Source organism: Burkholderia sp. Tr-20390 (assembly GCF_017104595.1).
In the GTDB taxonomy this organism is placed as follows: domain Bacteria; phylum Pseudomonadota; class Gammaproteobacteria; order Burkholderiales; family Burkholderiaceae; genus Burkholderia.
Window position 1 is genome coordinate 1 of the sequence record NZ_JAAGPC010000122.1, and the last position, 26,684, is coordinate 26,684.

21 protein-coding genes are annotated in these 26,684 nt (G+C 68.3%); 10 read left to right on the top strand and 11 right to left on the bottom strand.

Going from position 1 to position 26,684, the window contains the following annotated elements; all coding sequences use genetic code 11:
• Positions 1-1,661, top strand: a 1,661-nt coding sequence (locus G3N98_RS26950) for a pseudouridine synthase (protein WP_206149691.1), incomplete at its 5' end; no start/stop codon positions are given.
• An 89-nt stretch (positions 1,662-1,750) separates the two neighbouring features.
• Here G3N98_RS26950 and def read toward each other — a convergent pair.
• From def to G3N98_RS26975, 5 genes are all read right to left on the bottom strand, one after another.
• Complete coding sequence (gene def / locus G3N98_RS26955; protein WP_039342702.1) at positions 1,751-2,284, bottom strand: peptide deformylase; 534 nt, start codon at positions 2,282-2,284, stop codon at positions 1,751-1,753.
• Complete coding sequence (ligA, locus tag G3N98_RS26960; RefSeq protein WP_089473102.1) at positions 2,281-4,356, bottom strand: NAD-dependent DNA ligase LigA; 2,076 nt, start codon at positions 4,354-4,356, stop codon at positions 2,281-2,283. The genes def and ligA overlap by 4 nt, the downstream gene beginning before the upstream one ends.
• A 166-nt stretch (positions 4,357-4,522) precedes the next feature.
• Positions 4,523-5,806: a cell division protein ZipA C-terminal FtsZ-binding domain-containing protein gene (locus G3N98_RS26965; RefSeq protein ID WP_206149693.1), complete on the bottom strand. Its 1,284-nt coding sequence runs from the start codon at positions 5,804-5,806 to the stop codon at positions 4,523-4,525.
• 85 nt (positions 5,807-5,891) lie between these two features.
• Entirely contained in the window at positions 5,892-9,404 is a 3,513-nt protein-coding gene (gene smc / locus G3N98_RS26970; RefSeq protein ID WP_206149695.1) for a chromosome segregation protein SMC, read from the bottom strand.
• A 139-nt stretch (positions 9,405-9,543) separates the two neighbouring features.
• Positions 9,544-10,485: a DMT family transporter gene (locus tag G3N98_RS26975; protein ID WP_206149705.1), complete on the bottom strand. Its 942-nt coding sequence runs from the start codon at positions 10,483-10,485 to the stop codon at positions 9,544-9,546.
• 158 nt (positions 10,486-10,643) lie between these two features.
• On the opposite strand from G3N98_RS26975, the gene dapC reads away from it, so the two are divergent.
• The 6 genes from dapC (at position 10,644) to cls (ending at position 16,813) form a co-directional block, all read left to right on the top strand.
• Positions 10,644-11,876 carry a succinyldiaminopimelate transaminase gene (gene dapC / locus G3N98_RS26980; RefSeq protein WP_089425695.1) on the top strand — a complete coding sequence of 411 codons (1,233 nt, stop codon included), beginning with the start codon at positions 10,644-10,646 and terminating at the stop codon, positions 11,874-11,876.
• A 43-nt stretch (positions 11,877-11,919) separates the two neighbouring features.
• Positions 11,920-12,747 carry a 2,3,4,5-tetrahydropyridine-2,6-dicarboxylate N-succinyltransferase gene (dapD, locus tag G3N98_RS26985; RefSeq protein WP_006478479.1) on the top strand — a complete coding sequence of 276 codons (828 nt, stop codon included), beginning with the start codon at positions 11,920-11,922 and terminating at the stop codon, positions 12,745-12,747.
• Positions 12,747-13,115 (top strand): ArsC family reductase, encoded by a 369-nt coding sequence (locus G3N98_RS26990; protein WP_039342680.1) that lies wholly within the window; start codon positions 12,747-12,749, stop codon positions 13,113-13,115. Before dapD ends, G3N98_RS26990 begins: the two co-directional genes overlap by 1 nt.
• 90 nt (positions 13,116-13,205) lie before the next feature.
• A complete protein-coding gene (gene dapE / locus G3N98_RS26995; RefSeq protein ID WP_089473105.1) occupies positions 13,206-14,345 on the top strand; it encodes a succinyl-diaminopimelate desuccinylase in 1,140 nt (379 codons plus the stop codon).
• 11 nt (positions 14,346-14,356) lie between these two features.
• A complete protein-coding gene (prmB, locus tag G3N98_RS27000) occupies positions 14,357-15,265 on the top strand; it encodes a 50S ribosomal protein L3 N(5)-glutamine methyltransferase (protein WP_206149697.1) in 909 nt (302 codons plus the stop codon).
• A 108-nt stretch (positions 15,266-15,373) separates the two neighbouring features.
• Entirely contained in the window at positions 15,374-16,813 is a 1,440-nt protein-coding gene (gene cls / locus G3N98_RS27005) for a cardiolipin synthase (RefSeq protein WP_089425698.1), read from the top strand.
• Positions 16,814-16,876: 63 nt separating this feature from the next.
• Here the strand turns inward: cls and G3N98_RS27010 are convergent, their stop codons facing one another.
• Positions 16,877-17,356 (bottom strand): glutathione peroxidase, encoded by a 480-nt coding sequence (locus G3N98_RS27010; RefSeq protein ID WP_089473108.1) that lies wholly within the window; start codon positions 17,354-17,356, stop codon positions 16,877-16,879.
• Positions 17,357-17,492: 136 nt separating this feature from the next.
• On the opposite strand from G3N98_RS27010, the gene G3N98_RS27015 reads away from it, so the two are divergent.
• Positions 17,493-19,430: an ATP-binding cassette domain-containing protein gene (locus G3N98_RS27015; protein WP_089425700.1), complete on the top strand. Its 1,938-nt coding sequence runs from the start codon at positions 17,493-17,495 to the stop codon at positions 19,428-19,430.
• 194 nt (positions 19,431-19,624) lie between these two features.
• Here the strand turns inward: G3N98_RS27015 and G3N98_RS27020 are convergent, their stop codons facing one another.
• The 3 genes from G3N98_RS27020 to alr form a co-directional block, all read right to left on the bottom strand.
• Positions 19,625-19,891 (bottom strand): DUF2866 domain-containing protein, encoded by a 267-nt coding sequence (locus G3N98_RS27020; protein WP_039342663.1) that lies wholly within the window; start codon positions 19,889-19,891, stop codon positions 19,625-19,627.
• Positions 19,892-20,037: 146 nt separating this feature from the next.
• Positions 20,038-21,414, bottom strand: coding sequence for a DNA repair protein RadA (gene radA / locus G3N98_RS27025; protein WP_206149699.1), 1,377 nt, complete (start codon positions 21,412-21,414; stop codon positions 20,038-20,040).
• 11 nt (positions 21,415-21,425) lie between these two features.
• On the bottom strand, positions 21,426-22,496 hold the full coding sequence (gene alr, locus G3N98_RS27030; protein ID WP_089473110.1) for an alanine racemase: 1,071 nt from the start codon (positions 22,494-22,496) through the stop codon (positions 21,426-21,428).
• A gap of 218 nt (positions 22,497-22,714) precedes the next feature.
• Here alr and lplT point away from each other — a divergent pair, with 218 nt between their 5' ends.
• A complete protein-coding gene (lplT, locus tag G3N98_RS27035; protein ID WP_089425701.1) occupies positions 22,715-24,022 on the top strand; it encodes a lysophospholipid transporter LplT in 1,308 nt (435 codons plus the stop codon).
• Between the two features lie 58 nt (positions 24,023-24,080).
• Positions 24,081-24,890, top strand: a complete 810-nt coding sequence (gene thiD / locus G3N98_RS27040) for a bifunctional hydroxymethylpyrimidine kinase/phosphomethylpyrimidine kinase (protein ID WP_089473111.1) — start codon at positions 24,081-24,083, stop codon at positions 24,888-24,890.
• Positions 24,891-24,908: 18 nt separating this feature from the next.
• Here the strand turns inward: thiD and G3N98_RS27045 are convergent, their stop codons facing one another.
• Together G3N98_RS27045 and G3N98_RS27050 are read right to left on the bottom strand one after the other, a co-directional pair.
• Positions 24,909-25,874 (bottom strand): DUF1853 family protein, encoded by a 966-nt coding sequence (locus tag G3N98_RS27045; RefSeq protein WP_206149701.1) that lies wholly within the window; start codon positions 25,872-25,874, stop codon positions 24,909-24,911.
• On the bottom strand, positions 25,871-26,684 hold an 814-nt coding region (locus G3N98_RS27050), incomplete at its 5' end, for a uracil-DNA glycosylase (protein WP_206149703.1). The genes G3N98_RS27045 and G3N98_RS27050, both read right to left, overlap by 4 nt.

Sequence of the window (26,684 nt, forward strand, 5' to 3'; positions counted from 1 at the left end):
ATCGTCCGCCTCGCCGCGATGACGACGCACGGCCGCGTCGCGCGGGTGGCGAAGGCGGCGCACGCGCGCCGTATCGCGACAACGCAGGCGGTGAAGGCGCAAAACGCAGCTTCGGCGACCGTCGCACGTCGTCGGATCGTCCGCCTCGCCGCGATGACGACGCACGGCCGCGTCGCGCGGGTGGCGAAGGCGGCGCACGCGCGCCGTATCGCGACAACGCAGGCGGTGAAGGCGCAAAACGCAGCTTCGGCGACCGTCGCACGTCGTCGGATCGTCCGCCTCGCCGCGATGACGACGCACGGCCGCGTCGCGCGGGTGGCGAAGGCGGCGCACGCGCGCCGTATCGCGACAACGCAGGCGGTGAAGGCGCAAAACGCAGCTTCGGCGACCGTCGCACATCGTCCGATCGCCCGCCGCGCCGCGATGACGATGCCCGCCCGCGCCGCGCAGGCGCCGAAGACGGCAAGCGCCCGTCGTATCGCGACAACGCATCCGGCGAAGGTGCGAAGCGCAGCTTCGGCGACCGCCGCACGTCGTCCGATCGCCCGCCGCGCCGTGATGACGATGCACGCCCGCGTCGCGCAGGTTCCAGTGAAGGCAGCGCACGCGCACCTTATCGCGACAAGGCAGCCGGCGAAGGCGCGAAGCGCAGCTTTGGCGACCGCCGCACGTCGTCCGATCGCCCGCCGCGCCGTGATGACGATGCCCGCCCGCGCCGCGCAGGCGCTGACGACGGCAAGCGCCCGTCGTATCGCGACAAGCCTGCCGGCGAAGGTGCGAAGCGCAGCTTCGGCGACCGCCCGGCCCGCCCCGCACGCGACGGCGAGCGCCGCTCGTTCGGTGCGGTCAAGACCGCGCAACCGGTTAAGCGCGCCGCCGCCGACGTCGACTACGGTGACGAATCGGGCCTGATGCGCCTGTCGAAACGGATGTCCGAGCTCGGCATGTGCTCGCGCCGCGAAGCCGACGAATGGATCGAAAAGGGCTGGGTGCTCGTCGACGGCGAACGCATCGACACGCTCGGCACCAAGGTCCGCGCCGACCAGAAGATCGAGATCGACGAACGCGCGAGCGCCGCGCAGGCCGCGCAGGTGACGATCCTGCTGCACAAGCCGGTCGGCTACGTGTCGGGCCAGGCGGAAGACGGCTACGAGCCCGCGGCCGTGCTGATCACGCGCGCGAACCGCTGGAGCGGCGACCATTCGCCGGTGCGCTTCTCGCCGCAGCATCTGCACGCCCTCGCACCGGCCGGCCGCCTGGACATCGATTCGACCGGCCTGCTCGTGCTGACGCAGAACGGCGTGATCGCGAAGCAGCTGATCGGCGAGCAGTCGGACATCGACAAGGAGTACCTCGTGCGCGTGCGCTTCGGCGAACGGCTCATCGACATCGACCAGCACTTCCCCGCGGAATCGCTCGCGAAGCTGCGCCACGGCCTCGAGCTCGACGGCGTCGCGCTGAAGCCCGCGATGGTGAGCTGGCAGAACGGCGAGCAGTTGCGCTTCGTGCTGCGCGAAGGCAAGAAGCGCCAGATCCGTCGCATGTGCGAGCTGGTGGGCCTCGACGTGATCGGCCTGAAGCGCGTCCGGATGGGCCGCGTGATGCTCGGTGCACTGCCGCAGGGTCAATGGCGCTATCTGTCGGCCGACGAGACGTTCTGATCGCGGGCGCCCACATGTGCGCCACGCAGTGAAAAAGCCCGCGCAAGCGGGCTTTTTCTTGTCTGCGAGAAGCCGGCAAAGCCGGCCAATCAATCGTCGGAAGCCGGATCGAGCCCCGGGAACAGCACTTCCGTGAAGCCGAAGCGCGTGAAGTCGGTGATCCGCATCGGATACAGCTTGCCGATCAGGTGATCGTATTCGTGCTGGACGACGCGTGCGTGAAAACCGTCGGCCACGCGGTCGATCTTCTCGCCGTACTGGTCGAAGCCGCTGTAGCGCACTTTCGCGTAGCGGCTGACGACGCCGCGCATGCCCGGCACCGACAGGCAGCCTTCCCAGCCCTCTTCCATGTCCGGCGGCAGGTACTCGATCTTCGGGTTGATCAGCACGGTCTCGGGCACCGGCGGCGCGTCCGGGTAACGGTTGTTGTTGCCGAAGCCGAAGATGATGATCTGCAGCCCGATGCCGATCTGCGGCGCGGCCAGGCCGGCGCCGTTCGCGTGGTGCATCGTCTCGAACATGTCCGCGACGATCTCGTGCAGTTCGGGTGTATCGAACCGCTCGACCGGCTTGGCGACTTCGAGCAGGCGCGGATCGCCCATCTTCAGGATCTCGCGAATCATGGCGTATTACCCTCCAGGAGTTGGTGCAGGCCGTCTTCGTCCAGCACGGGGATGCCGAGTTCCTCGGCCTTCGCGAGCTTGCTGCCGGCTTCGGCGCCCGCGACCACGTAATCCGTCTTCTTCGACACCGAACCGGCCACTTTCGCGCCCGCCGCTTCGAGCATTTCCTTCGCGGCATCGCGCGTGAGCGTCGGCAGCGTGCCCGTCAGCACGACCGTCTTGCCGGCCAGCACGCCCTGCGGCGCCTTCGGCGCGGGCGGCCCTTCCGGCCACGTCACCTTGCCCGGCGCGCGCAACTGCTCGATCACGGTCCGGTTGTGCTCTTCCGCGAAGAACTGGTGCAGCGACTCGGCGACGATCGGCCCGACGTCGTTGACTTCGAGCAGTTCTTCGATCGACGCGTCCATGATCGGCGTCAGCGAGCCGAAATGCTTGGCGAGATCCTTCGCGGTCGATTCGCCCACGTGACGGATGCCGAGCCCGTAGATGAAGCGCGCGAGCGTCGTATGCTTCGCCTTCTCGAGCGAGTCGAGCAGGTTCTGTGCCGACTTCTCGGCGAACCGGTCGAGCTCGGCGAGCGTCGCAAAGCCGAGATTGAACAGGTCGGCCGGCGTGCGCACGAGATTCAGCTCGACGAGCTGGTCGATGATCTTCTCGCCGAGCCCGTCGATGTCGAGCGCGCGGCGCTGCGCGAAGTGCCACAGCGCCTGCTTGCGCTGCGCCGGGCAGAACAGGCCGCCCGTGCAGCGCGCGATCGCCTCGTCCGGCAGGCGCTCGATCTTCGAGCCGCACACCGGGCATTCGGTCGGCATCACGAACTCGGCCGCATCGGCCGGGCGCCGGTCGAGCAGCGCGCCGACCACCTCGGGGATCACGTCGCCCGCGCGGCGCACGATCACGGTATCGCCGATCCGGATGTCCTTGCGGCGCACCTCGTCCTCGTTGTGCAACGTCGCGTTCGTCACGGTCGCGCCGCCGACGAATACGGGCTCGAGGCGCGCAACCGGCGTGATCGCGCCGGTGCGGCCGACCTGCACGTCGATCGCGACGAGCCTAGTCAGCGCTTCTTGAGCGGGGAACTTGTGCGCGAGCGCGAAGCGCGGCGCGCGCGACACGAAGCCGAGGCGCTCCTGTTCGTCACGCCGGTTGACCTTGTAGACGACGCCGTCGATGTCGTACGGCAGCGACTCGCGCTTCTCGCCGACCTTGCGGAAGAAGTCGAGCAAGCCTTCGGCGCCGTGCACGACCGCGCGCTCGCGGTTCACGGGCAGGCCGAGCGACTCGTACCAGTCGAGCAGCGCGCTGTGCGTATCGGGCATCGGCATCCCGTCGAGCACGCCGATCCCGTACGCGAAGAACGACAGCGGGCGCTGCGCGGTGATCTTCGAGTCGAGCTGGCGCAGGCTGCCGGCCGCCGCGTTGCGCGGGTTCGCGAATTCGCGCTGCTCGGCCGCGCGCTGGCGTTCGTTCAGGCGTGCGAAATCGCGCTTGAACATCAGCACCTCGCCGCGCACGTCGAGCACGGCCGGCACGTTTTTGCCCTTCAGCTTCAGCGGAATCGAACGGATCGTGCGCACGTTCTCGGTCACGTCCTCGCCTGTCGTCCCGTCGCCGCGCGTCGACGCCTGGACGAATACGCCCTGCTCGTAGCGCAGCGAAATCGCGAGACCGTCGAACTTCAGCTCGCATGCGTACTCGACGGGCTCCGTCACCGAGCCGGCGAGATCGGTCGTCTTGTCGAGCGCGTCGGCGACACGCTTGTCGAATGCGACGATGTCCTCGTCCGCGAAACCGTTGTTCAGCGACAGCATCGGCGCATCATGGACGACCGGCGTGAAGCCGCCGGCCGCCTCCCCGCCGACACGCTGCGTCGGCGAATCGGGCGTCACGAGTTCCGGATGGTCGGCTTCGAGCTGCTGCAGTTCGCGGAACAGCCGGTCGTATTCGGCGTCGGGCAGATCCGGCTGGTCGAGCACGTAGTAGGCGTAGTTCGCCCGCTCGAGTTGATCGCGCAGCCACGCGGCACGCGCGTCGGGCTGGCTGGCTGGCGGTTCGGCTTGGGTTCGGGCCATGCTGGCGGCAGAGTCGTTCTGAAAAATCGGAATTCCGATTATCTCAGTTTGACGCCGCAGCGGGGGCACGCGATGCGTGCCGCGCGGGCCCGCTGCAGTGCACACAAGCACGATGCATTGCAGCGACGGGCGACGGCGCCGAAAGCCGCCGCCCGCCGGGCGCGCGTTACTGGCTGAAGAGGCGGCGCGTGACCGGCGAACCGGCCGGGATGCCGGCTTCCTCGAGCTTCGCGTACAGCTTCATCAGTTGCTGATCGATCGCGACCAGCGTCGATTCCGGCAGCGGCCGCCGCGAATCGTCGACGACCCGCGCGCCGATCCGCTCGGACAGCGACTTCGCGTAGTCGCACATCAGCCGGAACGGCAGGATGTCCTCTTCTGCGACCGGCACGTCGAGCACCAGCGTGATCATGTTGCCGCCCTTGTACGTGAGGTCGTCGCGCAGGAAGTTCGTGTCGCCGAACTGCAGCATGAACACGGGGTTCTGCTTCGCGTCGAGCTTCACGAAACGCGTGCCGTCGCGCGACAGCAGCAGCCCGTCCTGCGACGCGACCGCCTGCACGTAGTTCGCCGACCACGGCGCGCCGTCCGACATCACGTTGATCGACAGCTGCGCGTCGCACTGCGCGGCAAACGCGTCGAGCTCGCGCGCCATCGCGACCGTTTCCATCATGTCCGGGAATTCCGGCGCGCCGTCGATCGCGTCGGCGAACTGCTGGACGCCCGTCACGAATTCGGAGAACTCGAGCTCGTTCAGCGCACCGCTGCGGTTCGCGAGCTGCGCGGCCGCGCGCAGCTCCTCGTAGCGCACGCCGTTCTGCAGCAACTCCCACTGGCCGCCTTCCGGCTTGCCTTCGATATGCACGGGCTTGCTGCCCGCGCGGCGCAGCCGCTGCGCGGCCGGCAGGATCTTGTCGCCCGGCAGCGACCCGCCGAGGCGGATCGGCACGATGCAGTCGATCCGGCGGTCGACGATCGCCGGCGGAGCCGACGAGATCGTCGTGGCGGCCGGCAGCACGGGTTCGGCCGGCTCTGCCGGTTCAGCGTGCGTGTCGTGCGCGGAAGCCGGTGCGGCTGCCTCGCCGGCAACCGGCTCGACCGACTCGGCCGGTGCATCGATACCGGTCGCCTCAGCCTGCAGATCGACCGGCGTATCGGCAGGTGCCGCGCCACCGAACGTCGGCTCGACGCGCGCGACTTCGGCCGGCGTGCCGCCCGTGGCGGCCGCCGGGGCCGGTGCCGCGGGCTCGCGCCGCACCGGCTGGCGCACCGGCTCGATGAACGGCAATTCTTCCTCGCGTTCGGGGCGGTTCATCGCCTCGGCCGCTTCCTCCGGCATCGGGCGCGGCATCCTGCGCCGCACCTTCGCGCCCTGCCATGCGTTGTAGACCACGACGCCGCCCACCACGACGGCGCCCGCGCCGATCAAACCGAGTGTCAACTCGTCCATGCACGCTCCATCAGCAATTCTTGTTCGTCGGAACCGCGAACGGGCGCCCATGCGCCGCGCGAACGCGGTCCGGTTTCGTCAAACGTCAATTCTGGGCAAAACCCGCGGCGGTTTCCATGTCCACCGCAACGATCCGCGACACGCCCTGCTCCTGCATCGTCACGCCGATCAGCTGCTGCGCCATTTCCATCGCGATCTTGTTGTGCGAGATGAACAGGAACTGCGTCTTGTCGGACATCGCGCGCACGAGATTCGCGAAACGCTCGGTGTTCGCGTCGTCGAGCGGCGCGTCGACCTCGTCGAGCAGACAGAATGGCGCCGGGTTCAGCTGGAACATCGCGAACACCAGTGCGGTCGCGGTCAGCGCCTTCTCGCCGCCCGACAGCAGGTGGATCGTCGCGTTCTTCTTGCCCGGCGGCTGCGCCATCACCTGCACGCCGGCGTCGAGGATTTCATCGCCCGTCATGATCAGCTTCGCCTGACCGCCGCCGAACAGGCGCGGGAACAGGTCGCTGAAGTGACGGTTGACCTCGTCGAAGGTGCCCTGCAGCAGCGTGCGGGTTTCCTGGTCGATCTTGTGGATCGCGTCCTCGAGCGTCGTGATCGCGTCGATCAGGTCGGCAGACTGCGCATCGAGGAACACCTTGCGCTCGCTCGCGGCCTTCAGCTCGTCGAGCGCGGCCATGTTCACCGGGCCGAGCGCGTTGATCGCGTTGTTCAGGCGCGTGACCTCGCCCTGCAGGTACGACGGCTTCAGATCCGGCGTGAGCTTCTCGCGCAGCGCTTCCTCGTCGACCTCGGCCGTCGTCAGTTGCTCGGCGAACTGTTCGACCGACAGGCGCGCGGCCTGCTCCTTCAACTGCAATTCGGTGATGCGGTCGCGCAACGGCTGCAGCGAGCGCTCGGCGACGAGGCGCTGCTCGTCCGACGCGCGCAGCTTCGCGGTCAGGTCGTCGAGTTCGATCCGCGCGGCCTGCAGCGCCTCTTCCTTCACCGCCCGAATCTCGAGCGCGTCCTGCAGGCCCGTGTGCGCGGTCTGCTCGTTGATCGTCTCGAGCTCGGCGCGTGCGTCTTCGAGCGACGCGGCGACGCGCTCGCTCTGCTCGTGTGCAACCTGGATGCTGCGCTTGAGCTCGTCGATCCGCGTCACGGCATTGCGTGCGGCGAAGCGTGCGTCGTTCGCGCCGCGCTCCAGGTCACGCGCTTCCTGACGCGCCTGCGTCAGCGATTCGTCGAGCGCTTCGAATGCAAGCTGGTTGTCCTCGAAGCGCGCCTGCAGTTCGGCCAGTTCGCCGTCGAAACGCTCGAAATTCGCTTCCGACTCCGCGCGCATCGCACGCTGCTCTTCGATCTGCGCGCCGATTTCCTCGAGTTCCTCGCGGATCTGCGTGCTGCGCTGCGTGTATCGTTCGTGCGCCTGCGCAAGCTTCAGCACGTCCATCTGCAACGCATGCACGCGCTGCGTCGCACGCTCGGCCTGTGCGCGCACGTCGCCGAGTGCCTGCGTGGCCTGCGTGTGCGCGGCTTCCGCGCGAACCGCGGCCGTGCGCGCCTCGTCGGCGAGCAGCGCCTGCGCACGCACCTGGCGCGTCAGGTTTTCGATTTCCTGCTGGCGGGCCAGCATCCCGGCCTGCTCCGAATCGGCCGCATACAGCTGCACGCCGACGCGCGTGACGATATGGCCGGCCTTGACGACGAACGCACCGCCTGCCGGCAGCTGCGTGCGCGTCGCAAGCGCCTGCGCGACGTCGTCGGCGACGTACACGTTGCCGAGCCAGTCGTTCAGCACCGCGCGGATGCCCGCATCGTCGATGCGCACGAGCGACAGCACCGGACGCAGGCCGGCCACGGCCGCCGGCGGTTCGCCGGCCGCGGGCGGCGCGTAGAACGCGAGCTTCGCGGGCGGTGCGTCGGAGGCAAAAGCCTTCACCCAGTCGAGATTCGACACTTCGAGCGCGGCGAGGCGCTCGCGCAGCACGGCTTCGAGCGCCGCTTCCCAGCCGGCTTCGACATGCAGCTTCTTCCACAGACGCGGCAGCGCGCCGAGCTCGTGCTTGTCGAGCCACGGCTGCACCTTGCCTTCGGTCTGAACATTTTCCTGCAGCTGCTTCAGCGCCGCGAGACGCGCCTCGAGCTGGTGGATCTGCGCGGCTTCGGCCTGCACGCGCTCCTGCGCGGCACGGCGTTCGCCATCGAGGCGCGGCACCGTTTCCTGCGCGTCGGCGAGGCGCGCCTGCGCTTCGGCCAGGATCTCTTCCTGCTCGGCGAGCTGCATGCGCAGCTCCTCGAGCTGTGCCTCGTCCGGCGCGTCGAGCCCGCCCGCTTCGCTCTTCAGGCGCTCATGGCGCTGCTGCAGCTGCTGGAGCTGCTGGTCGGCGTTGCGCTGGTGCGCGGCTTCGAGCTTCAGCGACTGTTCGGTCTGCGCGATCCGCGCGCGCTCGTCGTTGAGCTGCGCCTGCGCATCGCGGAACTTCGCTTCGAGCGCCGGCAGCGCATCGTGCTTCGCGGCGGCGTTGTCTTCGGCGAGCGCGGCCTTCTCGTCGGCCATCGCGCGCGCTTCCTCGGCTTCCTCGAGCTCGTCCTGCGCCTTCTCGGCCTGCGCGCGCCATTGCTCGCGCTGCGCATTCAGTGCGGCGATCTGCGCCTGCACGCGGTTGCGTGATTCGACGATGAACTTGATCTCGGCTTCGAGGCGGCTCACCTCGGCGTTCGCTTCGTAGAGCGAGCCCTGCGCGCCCTGCATCGCGTCGCTTGCGGAGTAATGCGCGACGCGCAGCGTCTCGAGCTGCGCTTCGACCTCGCGCAGCTTCGCCGTTTGCGCCTCGAGGTCGATCTGCGCCTGTTCGATCGCGCGCTGCTGCTTCTGCTGCTCGCCGGCGGCCTCGTTCTTGCGCAGCAGCCACAACAGGCGCTGCTTCTCCTCGCCGTCGGCGACGAGTTCCTTGTACTTGGTGGCAACGACGGCCTGCGCCTCGAGCTTCTCGAGGTTCGCGCCGAGTTCGCGGACGATGTCCTCGACGCGGGTCAGGTTCTCGCGCGTGTCGTGCAGGCGGTTCTCGGTCTCGCGGCGGCGTTCCTTGTACTTCGACACGCCCGCGGCTTCCTCGAGGAACACGCGCAGCTCTTCCGGCTTCGCCTCGATGATCCGGGCGATCATGCCCTGCCCGATGATCGCGTACGCGCGCGGCCCGAGGCCGGTGCCGAGGAAGATGTCCTGGATGTCGCGGCGGCGCGCCGGCAGGTTGTTGATGTAGTAACTCGACGTGCCGTCGCGCGTCAGCACGCGCTTCACGGCGATCTCGCCGTACTGGCCCCACTGGCCGGCCGCGCGGCCGTCGGAGTTGTCGAAGATCAGTTCGACGCTGGCCCGGCTGCCGGGCTTGCGGGCGGTCGAGCCGTTGAAGATCACGTCCTGCATCGATTCGCCGCGCAGCTCGGAAGCGCGCGACTCGCCGAGCACCCAGCGCACGGCGTCGATGATGTTGGACTTGCCGCACCCGTTCGGGCCCACCACGCCGACAAGCTGGCCCGGAACCTGGAAATGCGTGGGATCGACAAAGGATTTGAAGCCAGCGAGTTTGATCGAGCTCAGACGCACGGCGGTATCGGATGTGAAGAAGGTGTGAAACGGACGGAGCCGCACTGCGCGAGGCCGGACGGCCCATGCGCGCGATGCGCTCCGGAATTCAAAAGCGGGGCCGCGCGCATACAGCGTTGGGCCCCGCAAACGGCTTCCATCATACCATCGCGCGTGCGCCGTCCCGACCGTCGCCGGGTTTGTCCGGTGCCGGCGCGGCACGATGGACCCGGCTCGACAGCAGCGTCGCCAGCACGATGCACGCGCCGCCCGCCCACTCGCGCGCGCTCGGCAGCTCGCTCGCGAACACCCAGGCCGACAGCGCGGTGATCACGATCTCGAACAGCATGATGATCGACGCACGGTTCGCCGGCACGCGCGCCAGCCCGTATTGCACGAGCAGGTTGTTCGACGCCATCGTCACGCCGATCGCGACGATGATCAGCGCGGCCGTGCCGAGGTGGCCGCCCGCCGGCGCAGCCGGGATCCCCTCGAACAGCGACGCGATCGCCCCGAACACCGCCGCGCCGCCGAACAGCGTCGCGGTACGCATCTCGGCGCGCATCTCCGGCAACTCGCGGCTCGCCTTGATCACGAGCACGTTGCTCATCGCGAAGCTCAACCCGGCCGCGAGACCGGCCCATTCGGCCGGGGTGGCCGGCAACGGCAGGCCGAGCGTCGGCGACCACAGCATCAGCATCGCGCCGCCGATCGATAGCGCCGCGAGCCCCGCGCCGGCCCAGGTCAGCCGCTCGCGCAGCAGGAAGTGCGCATAGATCGCGGTCCACGCGGGGGTCAGGTAGAACAGCAGCATCACGCGCAGCACCTCGCCGTGGATCGTGCCCCACACGAACCCGAGGTTCGTCACGCCGGCCGTCACCGCGATGCCGGGCAGCACCCAGTGCCAGCGCAGCGTCGCGATCGTGCGGTGGCGCGCGACGATCACGAACAGGAAGGCGACGAGGCTCGTCAGCGCGCTCGCCAGCGTGCCCGTCACACCGAGCGACGCCAGGATCCGCAGCGGATACCAGATCAGGCCCCATACCGATGCGCCGATCAGGATGGCCAGCGTCGGCAGGCTGCCGCGTACCGCGTTATTCATTTGGTTCAATACCCTTTATTCGACCGGCCCGGCCGCCGTTCCGGCAGGCCGTGACCGCATTCCGTCACGCTATAATCGTCCGTTGCGACCCGCGCGCCATCGGCGCCGTTCGCAGCCGCGCGGCGCGCCCGCCGCTTCTTTCGCTCCAACCGGCCGCGATGGCCGCTTCGCCCGTGAACCCTCGACTCGACTCGCTCCAGCCCTATCCCTTCGAAAAGCTGCGCGCCCTGTTCAAGGACGTGACGCCCTCCGGCGCCCTCAAACCGATCAGCTTCGGCATCGGCGAGCCCAAACATGCGACCCCGGCGCTGATCCGCGACGCCGTGGTGGCCGCGCTCGACGGTCTCGCGTCGTACCCGGCCACCGCCGGCTCGGACGCGCTGCGCACGTCGATCGCGCACTGGCTCGAGCGCCGCTACGGGCTGCCGGCCATCGATCCGGCCACGCAGGTGCTGCCCGTGTCGGGGTCGCGCGAGGCGCTGTTCTCGCTCGCGCAGACGGTAATCGACGCACGCCCGGCCGAACAGGGCGAGAAGGCGATCGTACTCTGTCCGAATCCTTTCTATCAAATTTACGAAGGCGCGGCGCTGCTGGCCGGTGCCGAACCCTATTTCGCGAACAGCGACCCGGCCCGCAACTTCGCGTGCGACTACGCGTCCGTGCCGGACGCAGTCTGGGCGCGCACGCAACTGCTGTACGTGTGCTCGCCGGGCAACCCGACGGGCGCCGTGCTGACGCTCGACGACTGGCGCGAGCTGTTCGCGCTGTCCGACCGCCACGGTTTCGTGATCGCGTCCGACGAGTGCTATTCGGAAATCTATTTCGACGAAGCGGCGCCGCCGCTCGGCGGCCTCGAGGCAGCGCACCGCCTCGGCCGCGGCTTCGAGCGGCTCGTGATGCTGTCGAGCCTGTCGAAGCGCTCGAACGTGCCGGGCATGCGCTCGGGCTTCGTCGCCGGCGACGCGGCGCTGCTGAAGAAATTCCTGCTGTACCGCACGTACCACGGCGCGGCGCTGTCGCCGGTCTGGCAGCACGCGAGCATCGCCGCGTGGAACGACGAGGCGCACGTGCGCGAGAACCGCGCGCTGTACCTGCAGAAGTTCAATACCGTCACGCCGATGCTCGCCGACGTGATCGACGTGAAGCTGCCCGACGCGGCGTTCTACCTGTGGGCCAACGTGTCGCGCACCGGGCTGTCGGACACCGAGTTCGCCCGCCGCCTGTACGCCGACTATAATGTGACGGTTCTGCCCGGCTCGTACCTCGCGCGTGATGCGCACGGCACGAATCCGGGCCGCGATTTCATCCGGATCGCGCTCGTCGCGGGCACCCCCGAATGCGTCGAGGGCGCGCAACGCATCGTCGATTTCTGCCGCTCTCTCGCGCGGTAATCGTCCATCCGATCAATTCCATCCATCTCCTGCGAAAACGAACATGTCGCAACAACTTCAGCAAATCATCGATACCGCCTGGGAAAACCGCGCCGAGCTGTCGCCGAAGGCCGCACCGGCCGACGTCCGCGAAGCCGTCGCGCACGCGATCGAGCAGCTCGACAAAGGCGCGCTGCGCGTGGCCGAGAAGATCGACGGCAACTGGACCGTGCACCAGTGGCTGAAGAAGGCCGTGCTGCTGTCGTTCCGCCTGGAGGACAACGCGCCGATGCCCGCCGGCGGCTACTCGCAGTTCTACGACAAGGTGCCGTCGAAGTTCGCGAACTACACCGCTGAAGATTTCGCCGCGGGCGGCTTCCGCGTCGTCCCGCCGGCCATCGCGCGCCGCGGCTCGTTCATCGCGAAGAACGTCGTGCTGATGCCGTCGTACACCAACATCGGCGCGTACGTCGACGAAGGCACGATGGTCGACACGTGGGCCACGGTCGGTTCGTGCGCGCAGATCGGCAAGAACGTGCACCTGTCGGGCGGCGTCGGCATCGGCGGCGTGCTCGAGCCGCTGCAGGCGAACCCGGTCATCATCGAAGACAACTGCTTCATCGGCGCACGCTCGGAAGTCGTCGAAGGCGTGATCGTCGAGGAAAACTCGGTGATCTCGATGGGCGTGTACCTCGGCCAAAGCACGAAGATCTACGACCGCGAGACGGGCGAAGTCAGCTACGGCCGCATCCCGGCCGGCTCGGTCGTCGTCGCCGGCAACCTGCCGTCGAAGGACGGCTCGCACAGCCTGTACTGCGCGGTGATCGTCAAGAAGGTCGACGCGAAGACCCGCGCGAAGGTCGGCCTGAACGAGCTGCTGCGAGGCGACTGATGGCGAAGCCGCACACCGTGGTCGTCTACGGCATTCCGAACTGCGACACCGTGAAGAAGGCCCGCGTGTGGCTCGACGATCACGGCGTCGAATTCGAGTTTCACGACTTCAAGAAGCTCGGTGTCAGCGCACCGCTCGTCGAGGACTGGCTGAAGGACGTGTCGCTCGACGCGCTCGTCAACAAGCGCGGCACGACGTGGCGCGGCCTGGACGACGCGATGAAGGCGGCCGCCGAAACGAAGGCCGGCGCGGTCGCGCTGATGATCCACAAGCCGTCAGTCATCAAGCGTCCCGTGCTGGTGATCAACGGCCGCGTGAAATCGCTCGGCTTCGTGGCCGATCAATACGCGGCGCTGTTTGCCGCATAGGGCTGCCCGCGCTGCGCCTGTCGGCGCAGCCCGACGTCTTGTCGCTGCCGGCCACCGCGCCGGCATTTTTTATCGAAAGTGGTCCGAACCATGTCCGCCACCCTAGCCCTTACCGAACAGCTGATCGCCCGCGCGTCCGTGACGCCCGACGACCAGCATTGCCAGCAGATCATGACCGAGCGCCTCGCCGCGCTCGGCTTCGAATGCGAGACCATCGCGTCGCACGGCGTGACCAACCTGTGGGCCGTCAAGCGCGGCACCGACGGCCGCGACGGCAAGCTGCTCGCGTTCGCGGGCCACACCGACGTCGTGCCGACCGGCCCGCTCGAGCAGTGGAGCTCGCCGCCGTTCATCCCCGCCCATCGCGACGGCAAGCTGTACGGCCGCGGCGCGGCCGACATGAAAACGTCGCTCGCGGCATTCGTCGTCGCGTCCGAGGAATTCGTCGCAGCGCATCCCGGCCACCGCGGCGCGATCGCGTTCCTGATCACGAGCGACGAGGAAGGCCCCGCCACCGACGGCACCGTGAAGGTCGTCGAGCTGCTCGAAGCGCGCGGCGAACGCATGGACTACTGCATCGTCGGCGAGCCGACGTCGACCACCGAGCTCGGCGATGTCGTGAAGAACGGCCGCCGCGGCTCGATGTCGGGCGAACTCGTCGTCAAGGGCGTGCAGGGCCACATCGCGTATCCGCACCTCGCGAAGAACCCGATCCACCTGCTCGCGCCGGCGCTCGCCGAGCTCGCCGCCGAGCAGTGGGACGCAGGCAACGAATACTTCCCGCCGACCACCTGGCAGGTGTCGAACCTGCATGCCGGCACCGGCGCGACCAACGTGATCCCTGGCCACGCCGACCTGCTGTTCAACTTCCGCTTCTCGACCGCCAGCACGGTCGAAGGCCTGCAGGCACGCGTGCACGCGATCCTCGACAAGCATGGCCTCGAATACACGCTGAAGTGGTCGGTGAGCGGCCTGCCGTTCCTCACGCCGCGCGGCGAGCTATCGGGCGCGCTGGAAAACGCGATCCGCACCGAGACCGGCATCACGACCGAGCTGTCGACCACGGGCGGCACGTCGGACGGCCGTTTCATCGCGCGCATCTGCCCGCAGGTGATCGAGTTCGGCCCGCCTAACGGCAGCATCCACAAGATCGACGAGCACATCGAAGTGCGCTTCGTCGACCCGCTGAAGAACGTGTACCGCCGCGTGCTCGAACAACTGATCGCCTGATGGAGCCTCGCATGACGACACCTTTTGCCACTGTTCGCGACCTGCTGCGCTACGCGGTCACGCGCTTCTCGAAGGCGAAGCTCGCGTTCGGCCACGGCTCCGACAACGCGTACGACGAAGCGGCCTACCTCGTGCTGCGCACGCTCGACCTGCCGCTCGACACGCTCGAGCCGTTCCTCGACGCGCGGCTGCTGCCCGACGAAATCGCGGCCGTGCTCGCGGTGATCGAACGGCGCGCCACCGACCGCGTGCCGGCCGCGTACCTCACGCATGAGGCGTGGATGCACGGCCACCGCTTCTACGTCGACGAACGCGTGATCGTGCCGCGCTCGTTCATCGGCGAACTGCTCGACGACGGGCTGCAGCCGTACGTCGCCGACCCCGAGCAGGTCGGCGCGGTGCTCGAGCTATGCACGGGCTCCGGCTGCCTCGCGATCCTTGCGGCGAGCGCGTTCCCGAACGCCGAGATCGACGCGGTCGACCTGTCCGACAAGGCGCTCGAAGTCGCCGAGATCAACGTGCGTGACTACGGCCTCGAAGACCGCGTCACGCTGCACCACGGTGACCTCTACGCGCCGCTGCCCACGTTCCGCACCGACCCGGGCTCGCGCTACGACGTGATCCTGACGAACCCGCCGTACGTGAACGCGTCGTCGATGGCCGCGCTGCCGCCCGAGTACCGGCACGAGCCGGAGATGGCGCTCGCCGGTGGCAACGACGGGATGGACATCGTGCGACGCATCGTCGCCGAGGCCCATCGCTGGCTGCACGACGACGGCGTGCTCGTCGTCGAGATCGGCAACGAGCGCGAGCACGTCGAAGCCGCGTTCGGCGGCCTCGAGCTCACGTGGCTGCCCACCAGCGCGGGAGACGACGCCGTGTTCCTGATCCAGGCGTCGGACCTGCCCCGCAAGGCCTGAGCCTGCCCGGCTCGCCCACCGTGCGGTGCACCGTTGCGCCGCACGGTTGGGTAAGATGCGCGTAGGCGGCCGCCCGGCCGCGCGACCCCAGGAGTCCGACACGCGCCCATGACCCTCGACTGGCTACATCTCGGCACCCTGATCCTGACCATCCACGTGCTCGGGATCGTCGCGGCGTTCCACGCGATCATGAATACGCGCACGTCGCAAGGCGCGATCGCGTGGGCCGTCTCGCTCGCGGCCATGCCCTACCTGACGCTCATTCCGTACCTGTTCCTCGGCCGCAGCAAGTTCTCCGGCTACGTGGACGCCCGACGCCACGAGCTGGAAATGTTGCGCATGCACACACCGCGCTCGCCCTGGCTCACCACCGACGCGACCGACGGGCCGGCCGCCGACGCGATCGGCCAGGCCGCGGTGCTCGCGCTCACGCGGCTCGGCGGCATGCCGTTCCTCGGCGGCAATTCGGTGCGCACGCTCGTGAACGGCGACGCGACGTTCTCGGCGATCCTGGCGGCCATCGACGCCGCGCGCGACTACGTGGTGGTGCAGTTCTTCATCGTGCGCGACGACGCGCTCGGCCGGATGCTGCGCGACTCGCTGCTCGCGCGCGCGGCGGCCGGCGTGCGCTGCTGCCTGCTGTACGACAGCATCGGCAGCTTCGACCTCCCGCACAGCTACGTCGACACGTTGCGCAGGGGCGGCGTCGAGGTTCATCCGTTCGCGACCAACCGGAAGTTCGTCAACCGCTTCCAGCTCAACTTCCGCAACCACCGCAAGATCGTCGTCGTCGACGGCAATCGGGCGTTCGTCGGCGGCCACAACGTCGGCGTCGAGTATCTCGGCGCGAAGCCGCGCCTGTCGCCGTGGCGCGACACGCACATCGAGATTCGCGGCCCGGTGGTCGCGAGCATCCAGTACGTGTTCGCCGAAGACTGGCACTGGGCAACGCAGAAGCTGCCGCCGCTCGCGTTGCCGCCGCCCGCGCAGCCCGGCGACAACATGCATTGCCTCGCGGTGCCGATGGGGCCGGCCGACAAGCAGGAGACGGGCTCGCTGTTCTTCGTCGAGGCGATCAACGCCGCGCGCGAGCGGGTCTGGATCACCACGCCGTACCTCGTCCCCGACGAAGCCGTGATTTCCGCACTGAAGCTCGCCGTGATGCGCGGCGTCGACGTGCGCATCCTGATCCCGAGCCGGCGCGACCACTATGTGGTATTCGAAGCGTCGAAGCTGTACGCGCGCGACCTGGTCGATGCGGGCGTCAAGGTGTTCCGCTACCGGCCCGGCTTCCTGCACCAGAAGGTCGTGCTGATCGACCGCATCGCGGCGGCGATCGGCAGCGCGAATCTCGACAACCGCTCGTTCCGCCTCAATTTCGAGATCATGGTGCTGACCGTCGACCGCACGTTCGCCGACGAAGTCGAGACGATGCTCGATGCCGATTTCGCGCAGGCGTACGAGGTCGACGCGAGCGAATACCGCCAATCGCCCGCCTGGCGGCGCATCGCGATGCACGTCGCGCGGCTGTTCGCCCCGATCCTCTAGCGGCCGGGACAGCGGCGGCGCCCGCGCGATCCGCACCGGCGCCGCGAACGCCGCCGGCAGCCGTCACAGCAGCTTCTCGATATCCGCGGCGATTTCGTCCGGCTTGGTCGACGGCGCGTAGCGCTTGACGATGCGCCCTTCACGATCGACCAGGAACTTCGTGAAATTCCACTTGATCGCCTTGAGACCGAGAATGCCGGGCGCCTCGTCGGTCAGGTAGCGGTACAGCGGATGCGCATGGTCGCCCTTCACGTCGATCTTCGCGAACATCGGGAACGTGACGCCGTAATTGCGCTCGCAGAACGCACCGATCTGCGTGGCGTCGCCGGGCTCCTGCTTGCCGAACTGGTTGCACGGGAAGCCGAGCACATAGAAGCCGCGCGCCGCGTACTGGTCGTACAGCTTCTGCAGGCCCGCGTACTGCGGCGTGAAACCGCACTCGCTCGCGGTGTTGACGATCAGCAGCACCTTGCCGCGATATGCGTCGAGCGAGGCCGGCGCGCCGGCAAGCGTCTCTGCGCTGAACGAATACAGGGTGGACATCGGGCACTCCTTTTACGAAACCGGATCGACGTGGAGTCTAGGCGAAATTGCCCCGTTGCGGCATCCGCCGAACGGCCAATGCCCGGCGCGAGCGGCGCGCAGTCTAGAATAGCGGTTTTGGCCAGTCATTTCCGCCGTGATCCGTTTCAATCAGTTCAGCCTTGCGCGCGGCACCAAGCCGCTGTTCGAGTCGACCTCCTTCGTGCTCAATCCCGGCGAGAAAGCCGGCCTGATCGGCGCGAACGGCGCCGGCAAGTCGACCCTGTTCTCGGTCCTGCGCGGCGAGCTGCACTCGGACGGCGGCGATTTCTCGATGCCGCCGTCGTGGCGGATCGCCCATGTGTCGCAGGAAACGCCCGCGGTCGACCGCTCGGCGCTCGACTACACGCTCGACGGCGACGCCGCGCTGCGCGAGATCGAGGCCCGCATCGCCGCCGCCTCCGCCGCGCATGACGGCGCCGCCGAAGCCGACGCGCACGCGGCGTTTGCCGACGCCGACGGCTACACCGCGCCTGCCCGCGCCGAGGCGCTGCTGCTCGGCCTCGGCTTCACGCTCGCGCAGACGCGCGAATCCGTCGCCAGCTTCTCCGGCGGCTGGCGCATGCGCCTGAACCTCGCGCAGGCGCTGATGTGCCGTTCCGACCTGCTGCTGCTCGACGAACCGACGAACCACCTCGACCTCGACGCGATCGTCTGGCTCGAAGACTGGCTGCACCGCTACCCCGGCACGCTCGTCGTGATCTCGCACGACCGCGAATTCCTCGATTCGATCTGCAATGTCACGCTGCACCTGGAAAACCGCCAGGTGAAGCGCTACGGCGGCAACTACTCGCAGTTCGAAGTGCTGCGCGCGCAGCAACTGGCGCTGCAGCAAAGCGCCTACGAAAAGCAGCAGAAGACGATCGAGCACCTGCAGAGCTTTGTCGACCGCTTCAAGGCCAAGGCGACCAAGGCCAAGCAGGCGCAGAGCCGGATGAAGGCGCTCGAGAAGATGGAGCTGATCGCGCCCGCGCACATCGCGTCGCCGTTCACGTTCGAATTCCGCACGCCCGATGCCGCGCCGAACCCGATGATGGTGATGGAAGACGTCCGCTGCGGCTACCACGCCGACGGCGGAGCGGAAATCCCGATCGTCGAGCGTGTCGCGCTGTCGATCCAGAACGGCCAGCGCATCGGCCTGCTCGGCGCGAACGGCCAGGGCAAGTCGACGCTGATCAAGACGCTCGCCGGCACGCTCGCGCCGCTGTCGGGGCACGTCCGCGACGGCAAGGGGCTGACGATCGGCTATTTCGCGCAGCACCAGCTCGAAACGCTGCGCGAGGATGATTCCCCGCTCGCGCATCTGGCGCGGCTCGCGCCCGACACGCGCGAGCAGGAGCTGCGCGACTTCCTCGGCGGCTTCAACTTCTCGGGCGACATGGCGACCACCCCGGTCGGGCCGTTTTCGGGCGGTGAAAAGGCACGCCTCGCGCTCGCGCTGATCATCTGGCAGAAGCCGAACCTGCTGCTGCTCGACGAACCGACCAACCACCTCGACCTCGAAACGCGCCATGCGCTGACGATGGCGCTCGCGCAGTTCGAAGGCACGCTGATCCTCGTCTCGCACGACCGCCACCTGCTGCGCGCGACGACCGACCAGTTCATGCTGGTCGCGAAGCACCGGCTGCAGCCGTTCGACGGCGACCTCGACGACTACCGCGACTGGCTGCTGCAGCACGCGGCCGAGCAGCGCGCGGCCGCGAAGGCCGATAGCGCGGCGTCTTCGGGCGCGGGTACGGGTGCCGCAGCCAACCGCAAGGACCAGAAGCGTCAAGCGGCCGAGGAGCGGCAGCGCCTGTCGGTGTTGAAGAAACCGCTGCAGACGCGCATCACGAAGCTCGAAAAGGAAATGGAGACGCTGCACGCGGAGAAGGCGCGCCTCGACGCATTCGTCGCCGATCCGGCGAGCTACGAGGCTGAGCGCAAGACGGAACTGACCGAGGCGATCCGCAAGCTCGGGGACGTCAACACGCGTCTCGAAACGGTCGAGGCCGACTGGCTCGCCGCGCAGGAAGAACTCGAGCAGATCGGCTGACCGCCGTCGCGGTGCGACCGGCCGATACGCCGGCCAGCCCGGCGTGCCGGCTGGCGCCGCGCCGCGCCCCCTCGGCATCGCAGCACCTCGACAGACCATCGGGCCGTGGGCGGCCCCAGATACGACAAGGCCGGGCGCGCCGGCCCGGCCTGTTCATTCATTACCGCAATCACCCAATTCGCCGAGTTGCCGGCTCAACGTCGCGGCAACGTGTCGCGCGGCATCTGCTCGTCGTCGCCCATCAGGTGCCGCCGCCCTTCGGTCGGCCGCCGGATCGCCGCGGCGACTTCCGCTTCCGTCACGTCCTCGGACACGACCTTGCGCGCCAGGCGCCCCTCGTCGTCGATCCATTCGACGATCCGGCATCCGCCGCCCCAGGGCTGGCGAATCGGCTCCGACACGCGGCAGCCACGCAGGTTGTAAAGGCGTCCGCTCGGCGCTTCCCCATACGATTTCAACATAGGATCCCTTCGCATTGCGCGGTTCGACAATCCGGCAAAGGATAGGGAAAAGCGATGTCCGGCGGGTTACATAACCCTACATCTTCTTTACAGCGAATTACGCGACAGATCGCCCGCTCGCATGACACGGGCGCCTGACGCGCCGGTCACTCGAGATCGCGCACGCGGTCGATCGCCTGCTCGAGCCGATCGACGGCCATCACGTTCAGCCCTTCGATCGGCTGCTTCGGCGCATTCGCCTTCGGAATCAGCGCGGACGTGAAACCAAGCTTCGCCGCCTCGCGCAGCCGTTCCTGCCCGCGCGGGGACGGCCGGATCTCGCCCGCCAGCCCGACTTCGCCGAACACGATCAGCCCCTTCGGCAGCGCCTTGTTGCGCATCGACGAATGGATCGCCAGCAGCACCGCGAGGTCGGCGGCCGGCTCGGTGATCTTCACGCCGCCCACGGCATTGAGGAACACGTCCTGGTCGAAGGCCGCGATGCCCGCGTGCCGGTGCAGCACCGCGAGCAGCATCGCGAGCCGGTTCTGCTCGAGGCCGACCGCGAGCCGGCGCGGGTTCGGCACGTGCGCCGTATCGACGAGCGCCTGGATTTCGACGAGCAGCGGGCGCGTGCCTTCCTGCGTGACGAGCACGCACGAGCCGGGCACGACCTGCTCGTGCTGCGACAGGAACAGCGCGGACGGATTCGCGACGCCGCGCAGCCCACGCTCGGTCATCGCGAACACGCCGAGCTCGTTGACCGCGCCGAAGCGGTTCTTGAACGCGCGCACGAGCCGGAACGACGAATGCGTGTCGCCTTCGAAGTACAGCACCGTGTCGACGATGTGCTCGAGCACGCGCGGGCCGGCCAGGTTGCCTTCCTTGGTCACGTGCCCGACCATGATGATCGCGGTGCCCGACTGCTTCGCGATACGCGTGAGCTGCGCCGCGCACTCGCGCACCTGCGCGACCGAGCCCGGCGCCGACGTGAGCGCTTCCGAATAGACGGTCTGGATCGAGTCGATCACGGCCACGTCCGGCCGTTCCGTGTCGATCGCGGCCTGGATCTTCTCGAGCTGGATCTCGGCGAGCAGCTTCAGCTCATCCGCCGCCGCACCGCCGTCGAGCAGCGCAAGCCGTTGCGCGCGCAACGCGATCTGCGCGGCCGATTCCTCGCCGCTGATATAGAGCGCGCGCCGCTCGCTCGCGATATCCGCGAGCGACTGCAGCAGCAGCGTCGACTTGCCGATGCCGGGATCGCCGCCGATCAGCACGACGCCGCCCGGAACCAGCCCACCGCCGAGCACGCGGTCGAATTCGCCGATGCCGGTCGAGAAGCGCGGCACGTCGGCCGCTTCGATGTCGACGAGACGCTGGACGGGCGCCCGCTTCGCGAGCGACTGGAAACGATGGGCAGCGGGCGACTCGGCGACCGATTCAACCAGCGTGTTCCAGGCCTGGCACGACGGGCATTGGCCCTGCCACTTCGGGGTCTGTCCGCCGCACTCGCTGCAGACGTACACGGTTTTCTGTTTGGCCACGCGCAACGCCCTTATTCCGCGCGCACGGGCACGCGGCCGGCGACCGCGCACATCAGCTCGTAGCCGATCGTGCCGCAATGGCGGGCGACGTCGTCGATCGGCAGCGCGTTGCCCCACAGCTCGACGCGCGCGCCGACGCCGGCCTGCGGGCACGGGGTCAGGTCGACGGTGATCATGTCCATCGATACGCGACCGACGATCCGCGTGCGGATGCCGTCGACGATCACCGGCGTGCCTTCGGGCGCGACCCGCGGATAGCCGTCCGCATAACCGCACGCGACCACGCCGATCCGCATCGGCGCCTGCGCGGAGAACGTCGAGCCATAGCCGATGGCCTGGCCCTTCCCGATCGTCTGCACCGCGATCAGCTCGGATGCGAGCGTCATCGCGGGCTTCAGCCCGGTATCGGCGATGTCGGACGACAGCCCGGACGGCGACGCGCCGTACAGCACGATCCCCGGGCGCACCCAGTCGAAGTGGGTATCCGGATGCCACAGCACGGCCGCGGAATTCGCGAGGCTGCGCGCGCCGGCAATGCTTTCCGCGCCGCGCTCGAACGTCGCGAGCTGCTCGGCGACGCCGCGCTCGTTGTCCGCATCCGAAAAATGGGTCATCAACGTGATCTGGCCGATGCCGGGGCACGCGCGGGCGCGCTCCCATGCGGCACGGTATTTTTCCGGCAGGTAGCCGAGCCGGTTCATCCCGCTGTTCATCTTGAGCTGCACGTTGACGGGCTTCGACAGCCGCGCCGTTTCCAGCATCCGCATCTGCTCGTCGTTGTGGACGGTCGTCGTCAGGCTGTAGCGGTCGATCACGTCGATGTCGGTCGAGCGGAAGAACCCTTCGAGCAGCAGGATCGGGCCGGCCCAGCCGAGCTCGCGCAGCTTGACGGCCTCGTCGAGGTCGAGCAGGCCGAAGCCGTCGGTGCCGCGCAGGCCGGGAAACACACGCGCGAGCCCGTGACCGTACGCGTTGGCCTTGACGACCGCCCAGACCTTGGACGGGCCGGCAAAGCGGCGGACGACGGAGAGATTGTTCGCGAGAGCGGCGGTATGGATGGTGGCGGAGATCGGGCGCGGCATGGGAAATTTACGTAAAGACGCTTGCGAATCATCAGCTTACCGCGCCTTTTGAGCACTGAAGCCGACAATTTGCGGAACGATCGGGGAATCTTGCTAGTCCGAATTGGCGTATTTTCATGTTATAAAGCCGTGCGCACAACCCATTTCGAACGGAATAAGCCGATCGCATACCAGGCGGCCTACGCGGCCCTGCCGCAGCGACGAAAGCATCGCATCAGATGAAAAAAGGTTTTTACACCATCATGGCCGCGCAGTTTTTCTCGTCGCTGGCCGACAATGCGCTCCTCATCGCCGCCATCGCCCTGCTGAAAGACCTCCACGCCCCCAACTGGATGACACCGCTGTTGAAGCTGTTCTTCGTGTTGTCCTATGTGGTGCTGGCGGCCTATGTCGGCGCCTTCGCGGATTCGCGCCCGAAGGGCCGCGTGATGTTCATCACCAACTCGATCAAGGTCGTCGGCTGCATGATCATGCTGTTCGGCGCCCACCCGTTGATTGCGTACGGGATCGTCGGTTTCGGCGCGGCGGCCTACTCGCCCGCGAAATACGGCATCCTCACCGAGCTGCTGCCGGCCGACCGGCTGGTCGCCGCGAACGGCTGGATCGAAGGCACGACCGTCAGCTCGATCATCCTCGGCACCGTGCTGGGCGGTGCGCTGATCAGCCCGCACATCGCATCGCACGTGATCGCGCACACGCCCGCCTGGATCGGCACGCCCGCCGAAGCGGCGATGGCGATCATCATGGCGATCTACGTGATCGCCGCGCTGTTCAACCTGCGCATCCCCGATACGGGCGCCCGCTACCCGAAGCAGGAACGCGGCCCGGTCAAGCTCCTCACGGATTTCGCCGACTGCTTCATGGTGCTGTGGCGCGACAAGCTCGGCCAGATCTCGCTGGCGGTCACGACGCTGTTCTGGGGCGCCGGCGCGACGCTGCAGTTCATCGTGCTGAAGTGGGCTGAAGTGTCGCTCGGCATGTCGCTGTCGGAAGGCGCGATCCTGCAGGCCGTGGTCGCCGTGGGCGTCGCGGCCGGCGCAATCGCCGCCGCCGCCCGAATCCCGTTGAAGAAGTCGCTGACCGTGCTGCCCGTCGGCATCATCATGGGCATCGCGGTGATGCTGATGGCGTTCTACACGCGCGACCTGTTCCCGTCGCACTGGGCCGTGCACATCGGCCACCTGCGCATGCCCGTGTACCTGATCATCGCGTACATCTTCCTGATGTGCGTCGGCGCATTGTCCGGCTACTTCGTCGTTCCGATGAACGCGCTGCTGCAGCACCGCGGCCACGTGCTGCTGTCGGCCGGCCACTCGATCGCGGTGCAGAACTTCAACGAGAACCTGTCGGTGCTCGTGATGCTGTGCCTGTATGCGGTGCTGGTGTGGCTCGACGTGCCGGTCGGCGTCGTGATCGTGCTGTTCGGCACGTTCGTGTGCCTGACGATGTGGCTCGTGATGCGCCGCCACCAGGCGAACCAGCGCCAGTTCGACTCGGTCGCGCTGATCGGCGAATCGCGGCACTGACGCTACACTTCCCGTTTCCGTCCGCCGGCGCCGGTCCTCGAACCGGCGCGTTGCCCTCATGACGCACCCGATACCCAACATCCTGACGATCGCCGGCTCCGATTCGGGCGGCGGCGCAGGCATCCAGGCCGACCTGAAGACCTTTTCCGCGCTCGGCACGTATGGCGCGAGCGTGATCACCGCGCTGACCGCGCAGAACACGCGCGGCGTGACGGGCGTGCATGCGCCGGACGCGGCGTTCGTGACCGCGCAACTCGACGCGGTGTTCGGCGATATCCGTATCGATGCGGTCAAGATCGGGATGCTCGCGAACGCGGCGATCGTGCACGCGGTCGCCGACGCGCTGCGGCGCTACACACCACGCTTCGTCGTGCTCGACACGGTGATGATCTCGAAGAGCTCGCACGCGCTGCTCGCACCCGATGCCGTCGACGCGTTGCGCGATGCGCTGCTGCCGCTCGCGACGGTCGTGACGCCGAACCTGCCCGAAGCGGCCGCGCTGCTGAACGATGTGCCCGCAACCACCGAAGACGACATGGTCCGGCAAGGTCAGGCACTGTTACAGACGGGTGCGCGCGCCGTGCTGATGAAGGGCGGCCACCTGCCGGACGCTTCCGCGAGCCCCGACTGGCTGGTGGAAGCGACCCGCACCGTGCGGCTCGACGGCGCACGCGTGCCGGTGAGCAACACGCACGGCACCGGCTGCACGCTGTCGTCGGCGATCGCCGCGCTGCTGCCGCAGCAGCCCGACCTCGAAAGCGCGGTGCGCGAAGCCAAGACCTACCTGACCGGCGCGATCGCCGCGAGCGGCCGCCTCGACGTCGGCCACGGCGTCGGCCCCGTCCATCACTTCCATCGCTGGTGGTGAGCGCCGGCTGACGCGGCGTCAGTGATCCTGCGCCGCGAACGCCTGGGCTCGCACCGGCCAGTCGTCCGGCACGACGAAGCCGCGCGCCGTTTCGCGCCACGTGCCGTCACTGCCCTTTTCATGGATGCCGATCAGCGCGGGAGCCTCGCGCGTCGTCAACACCGGCGGCAGTTCCAGCGTGGCCGCCAGCGTTTCGGGTTCGAATCCGCTACCGGCGGCAGCCCGTCGCGGCGCTAACCACGCAAGCCGCGGCAACACGCTCCATGCAACGTCGGCACCCTGCTCGGCCGCCCAGGCCGGCCACTGCGCGTGCGTGAGCCAGAAACCGTGCGGATGATCCGGCGCGATTTCCCCGGACACCGGCGGCAGCGGCGCGCCGTGCGGATAGAACAACCAGCCCTTGATGAACATCTGCGCATCGGACGGCGCGCCGTAGCCGAGCCGCGCAAACCCGTCGCGATCGCCGAGCCGCAGCTGGTGCTCGAGCAACCGTCGGCGCTTGCGGTCGAACCGGTCGACGAGGTTGGGGCCAACGAAATCGGCAAGCGATGCGCCGGCTTGCACCGGCGCGCACAGGTAGCACTTCACCGCGAGTTCCCAGTGCAGGCGCTGCCCGTCCGGTGCGTCGACGAGAAAATCGACTTCGCCGAGCGTCTTGCCGTTGCTGCGCAGCGGCAGATTGGCCGCGACGAGCCGCAGCGACGGCCCGTGCGTCAGGAAATACTCGAGCAGGCATTCGGCGTAGCGGCCGAGGCGGGTGGGCCGGAAACCGTCGAGCGCGCGATGCAGCGGCTCGGGCTGCGCATCGAGCGCGGCGAGCCATGCTTCGACGGCCGACTGTCCCACCGCATCCAGCCACGGGCGCGCCAGCGGCGCGTCCGGCACCGCGGTCAGCAGGCTCGGGCTGGCCAGCAGCCAGCCCAGATCCCGAACCGCGACGTCGTGCAGCGTATCGACGAATGCGCACGCCGCGCCGGTCGTCATTGCCCGGCCGGCCCGTTCGCGTCGCCGCCTTCTGCGCGCCGGAACGTGTCGCGCGCGAGGCACAGGTCGGCCCACGCCTTCGACTTGTCCTGCAGGCTGCGCAACAGGTACGCCGGATGGTAGGTCACGATCACCGGCACACCTTCGTACGCATGCACGCGGCCGCGCAGCGACGCAATGCTCGCGTCCGTCTTCAGCAGCGTCTGCGCGGCGAAGCGGCCGAGTGCGACGATCAGCTTCGGCTTCACGAGCGCGACCTGGCGCTGCAGATACGGCTCGCAGCTCGCGACCTCGTCCGGCTCAGGATTGCGGTTGCCGGGCGGCCGGCACTTGATCACGTTCGCGATGTACACGTTGTCGCCGCGCTTGAGCGACAGCGAATGCAGCATGTTGTCGAGCAGCTTGCCGGCCTGGCCGACGAACGGCTCGCCCTGCTTGTCCTCGTTCTCGCCCGGCGCTTCGCCGATCAGCATCCAGTCCGCTTCGCGGTCGCCGACGCCGAACACGGTGTTGGTCCGCTTCTCGCACAGACCGCACAGCGTGCAGTCGGCCACGCGCGCGGCCAGCGCATCCCAGTCGAGCGCGGCAACCGGCGTACCGACGGGCCGCGCTTCGGCCATCGGCACGGGATCGCCCGGCGGCGCCGCATCGAACCACGCGAAATCGTCGGGTCCGGCAGGCGGCATGTCGTCCATCGGCGGCATCGTGTCGGGCGACGCGACCGGCGTAACCGGTGCAGGCGCGCGATCGCCGTCGTCGACGCGGCGCGACGGGGCGGCGGCCGGCTCGCGAGCCGACGAAGCATCGGCG